The 3,876-nt window shown below is 68.6% G+C and carries 3 protein-coding genes and 1 pseudogene; 3 read left to right on the forward strand and 1 reads right to left on the reverse strand.

Annotation, left to right across the window (positions count from 1 at the left end; translation table 11 throughout):
* Positions 1 to 908, reverse strand: a 908-nt coding sequence (locus x551_RS19525) for a transporter associated domain-containing protein (protein ID WP_036234932.1), incomplete at its 3' end; no start/stop codon positions are given.
* Positions 909 to 1,083: 175 nt separating this feature from the next.
* Here x551_RS19525 and x551_RS19530 point away from each other — a divergent pair.
* The 3 genes and pseudogenes from x551_RS19530 to x551_RS19540 all read left to right on the forward strand — a co-directional run.
* Positions 1,084 to 2,127, forward strand: coding sequence for a GTP-binding protein (locus tag x551_RS19530; protein WP_011830960.1), 1,044 nt, complete (start codon positions 1,084 to 1,086; stop codon positions 2,125 to 2,127).
* A gap of 463 nt (positions 2,128 to 2,590) precedes the next feature.
* The gene (gene dksA / locus x551_RS19535) at positions 2,591 to 3,181 is read left to right on the forward strand and encodes an RNA polymerase-binding protein DksA (RefSeq protein WP_253950424.1); all 591 of its coding nucleotides are present in this window, start codon (positions 2,591 to 2,593) and stop codon (positions 3,179 to 3,181) included.
* 55 nt (positions 3,182 to 3,236) lie between these two features.
* A pseudogene (locus tag x551_RS19540) lies at positions 3,237 to 3,876 on the forward strand (hypothetical protein); the annotation flags it as partial.

Raw genomic sequence — 3,876 nt, forward strand, 5'->3', positions numbered from 1 at the left:
CAAGCCTCGGGCGGCGACGCTGGCGGCGGGCCGTCCGCGCGGGTCACCTTGAACCAGCGAACGGCACCCCCGCGCGCCAGCATCACGGCGAAGCGCAGCCCGCCGACGTCGACCGTCTCGCCGCGGCGCATGACGCGGCCGAGCTCGTGCGCCACCAGGCCCCCGATGGTGTCGAAGTCGTCCTCCGGCAGCGTGGTGTCGAACACGGCGTTGACCTCGGCGATGCCGGCGTCTCCGGCAACGCGCTGACTGCCGTCGGCCAGCGTGAACACGCCGGAGGCGTGGTCCTTGTCGTCGAACTCGTCCTCGATCTCGCCGACGATCTCCTCGAGCACGTCCTCGATGGTGATCAGTCCGGCCGTCTTGCCGAACTCGTCGATCACGATGGCCAGGTGGTTGCGGTTGGAGCGGAAGTCGCGCAGCAGCTCGTTCAGGCCCTTGGTCTCGGGCACGAACACCGCCGGGCGCAGCAGCGCGCGCAGGTTCAGCTCGGGCGCCCGGTGCAGCTTGAGCAGGTCCTTGGCCATCAGGATGCCGATGACGTTGTCGCGCTCGCCGTCGTACACCGGGAAGCGCGAGTGGCCGGTGTCGATCACCACCTCCAGCAGCTCGTCGTAGGGGGCACCGATGTCCAGCAGGTCCATCCGCGGCGCCGCCACCATCACGTCGCCGGCGGTCATGTCGGCCATGCGCAGCACGCCCTCGAGCATGATGCGCGACTCCGGCTCGATCAGCTCGCGCAACTCGGCATCGGCCAGCGTCTCGATCAGTTCGTCCTTGGAATCCGGGCCGGGCGAGAGGAACTCGACGACGCGTTCGAACAGGCTGCGTCGGTCGCCCGCCTTGTCGGCGTGGGGCGCTGCCTTGTCGCCTGCGCGGGCAGGTCGACCTGGTTGAGGCTCGGACACGGGCGGTGCCAAGAGTGGAGGAACGTCAAGAATACCCCAGCGCCATGACGGGCCCGCGCTGCAGCTACCATCTCGCCCCGGTCAGGCCTGCAGCTTGCTTGACAGCCCCGGGACCTTGATCGACAGTCGCCCACCCTCATGTGTGCGAGTCTCTTCACACGGCCGAGCGTCCACCATGTCACTGATACCTGCCACGATCCTCACGGGCTTTCTCGGCTCCGGCAAGACCACCCTGCTCAAGCGCGTGCTCTCAGAGGCCCACGGCCAGAAGATCGCCGTGATCGAGAACGAGTTCGGCGAGGAGAACATCGACAACGACATCCTCGTGACCGACAGCAAGGAGCAGATCGTCCAGATGAGCAACGGCTGCATCTGCTGCACGATCCGCGAGGACCTGCGCGCGACGCTGACCGACCTGGCTGCGAAGAAGCGCAAGGGCGAGCTCGACTTCGACCGCATCGTGATCGAGACCACCGGCCTGGCCGACCCCGGCCCGGTCGCACAGACTTTCTTCATGGACGACGAGATCGCCGAGAGCTACCTGCTCGACTCGATCCTGACGCTGGTCGATGCCAAGCACGCCGGCCAGCAACTCGACGACCGGCAGGAGGCGCGCCGTCAGGTGGGGTTCGCCGACCAGATCTTCCTGTCCAAGACCGACCTGGTCGCCAAGGACGCGACCGACGCGCTGATCCACCGCCTCAAGCACATGAACCCCCGTGCGCCGCTGCAGGCGGTGCACTTCGGCGAGGTGCCGCTGAAGGACGTGTTCGACCTGCGCGGCTTCAACCTGAACGCCAAGCTCGACATCGACCCCGATTTCCTGAAGGCCGACGACCACGAGCACCACCATCACGACCATGAGCACGGCGAGCACTGCGACCACCCGTCGCACGCGCACGGCCACCATCACGCCCACGACGACGACGTGAAGAGCTTCGTGTTCCGCTCCAACCGCCCGTTCAATCCGGCCAAGCTGGAGGAATTCCTCGGCACCATGGTCAACGTCTACGGTCCGCGGATGCTGCGCTACAAGGGCGTGCTGCGGGTGCAGGGCTTCGACAAGAAGGTCATCTTCCAGGGCGTCCACCAGCTGATGGGCAGCGACGTCGGCCCGCTGTGGGCGGCCGGGGAGACCCGCGGCAGCAAGATGGTGTTCATCGGCATCGACCTGCCGAAGGACGTCTTCCTCCAGGGGCTGGAGCAATGTCTGGCCTGAAGCGGCCCCTGGCGCCTGGCGCCGCACGTGGCATCGACACCACGTCGCTACAATGCGCGGCGCTTGACCCGGGCACGGCATCCACAGAGCATGCCCGGGTGAGGAAGACGTGAAGCCGCCGTGAGGAGATCCCCGCTGTGAGCAAGACCCCGGCCAAGGCCGCCCCCCGCCCCACCGCCAAGAAGGCGGCAGCGTCGCCGCCCGCCAAGAAGGGCGCTGCGACGAAGACGCCCGCGAAGGCGGCGGCGAAGCGACCGCCGGCCAAGCCCGCCGCCAAGCAAGCTCCGAAGAAGGCCGCCGCTCCGGCGGCCGCCGCCAAGACCACCGAAGCGGGCCCCCGCCCCGCCCCCTCCTGCCGTGAAGGCGCCCCGCCAAGCCGGCAGCGCCCCTCCTTGACAAGAAAGCAACGCCCCCGTCCGTGAGCCAGTCGATCCCTCCCAAAGCGCCTCCTCCGCCGGCACCGGTGAAGCCGGCCACCCGGCTGCGCGCCTCCAAGTCCGTCGCCGCCCCGGCCGACATCCACCCGCCGTCGATTCCGCTGCCGCCGCCGAGCCGGCCACCGGCCAGCAATGTCATCGACCTGCCGCGTCCGCCGCGCAAGATCGATCCGAAGCTCGCCAACGTCTGGAAGACCAAGGCCGGCCGCGACCTGACCGAGGACGAGTTGTTGTCGATGCCCGACAGCGAGTACATGAACGACAAGCAGTTGGAGTTCTTCCGGACCCGGCTGATGCAGCAGCGCAACGACCTGCTCGACAACGCCGGCGAAACCACCGAGCACCTGCGCGAGGACACGTCGATCGTGCCCGATCCGGCCGACCGGGCGACGATCGAGGAAGAGCACGCGCTGGAGCTGCGCACGCGCGACCGCGAACGCAAGCTGCTGAAGAAGATCTCGCAGTCGATCGCCCGCATCGAGGCCGGCGACTACGGCTTCTGCGACGAGACCGGCGAGCCGATCGGCCTGGGCCGCCTGCTCGCCCGACCGACCGCGACGCTCTCGCTCGAGGCGCAGCAGCGCCGCGAGATGAAGCAGAAGATGTTCGGCGACTGAGCGAGCCGTCCCGTCCTCGTCCTTCTACTTCTTTGAACCCGAGCTCGCTGCCGCGATGGCCGACGTCGACCCCGATCCCAAGGCCGGAGGCACCAGCTTCTTCCGCAAGGTGGTGAAGTTCGTCGCCAATCCGGCGACGGACTGGACCGAGCTCAACACACCCGGCGGGACCGAGGAGCCGCTGCAGAGCGGCTACGCCAAGAGCGAGCTCAAGGCGATGATCGAGCGCAAGCGGCGCAACGACTTCGTGCGCAAGCGCGAGTTCGACATGCTGCGCAAGATCCGCCGCGAAGGTCTGCCGGCCGACGGTCTGGCCGGCCTGCAGATCTCCGACCTGGACGATTCCGACCAATCGCGCTCCAACAGTGTGGCCCGTCCGGACGACGCGGCGGTCAAGGCCAAGATCGACGAGATCGAGCAGCAGATGGAAGGCGAGGTGATCGCCCGCCGCGCCAACCCGACGAAGCCCCCGGGGTTCTACACCGCCTCGACGGTGCAGGGCGCGCTCGACGAGCGGGCCGCGCCCATGAACGAGCCGTTCAACATCGACGGCGCGGGCGCCCCGTCGCCGTCCGACGCGGCCCCCGCCAGCGTGTCGTCGATCCCGGTGCTCGACGCTGCCGTCACGACGCCGCCGCAAGAAGGCCCTCTCGCCTGGGACGCGGCCCCTGCTCCCACCGCCGCGCCGGCCTCGC

The organism is Methylibium sp. T29 (genome assembly GCF_000576205.1).
Taxonomy (GTDB): Bacteria; Pseudomonadota; Gammaproteobacteria; order Burkholderiales; family Burkholderiaceae_C; genus Methylibium; species Methylibium petroleiphilum.

What these genes read in the sequence shown, in the direction of transcription:
- x551_RS19530 (WP_011830960.1), top strand. Translation starts at nt 1,084, where the DNA reads ATGTCACTGATACCTGCCACGATCCTCACGGGCTTTCTCGGCTCCGGC.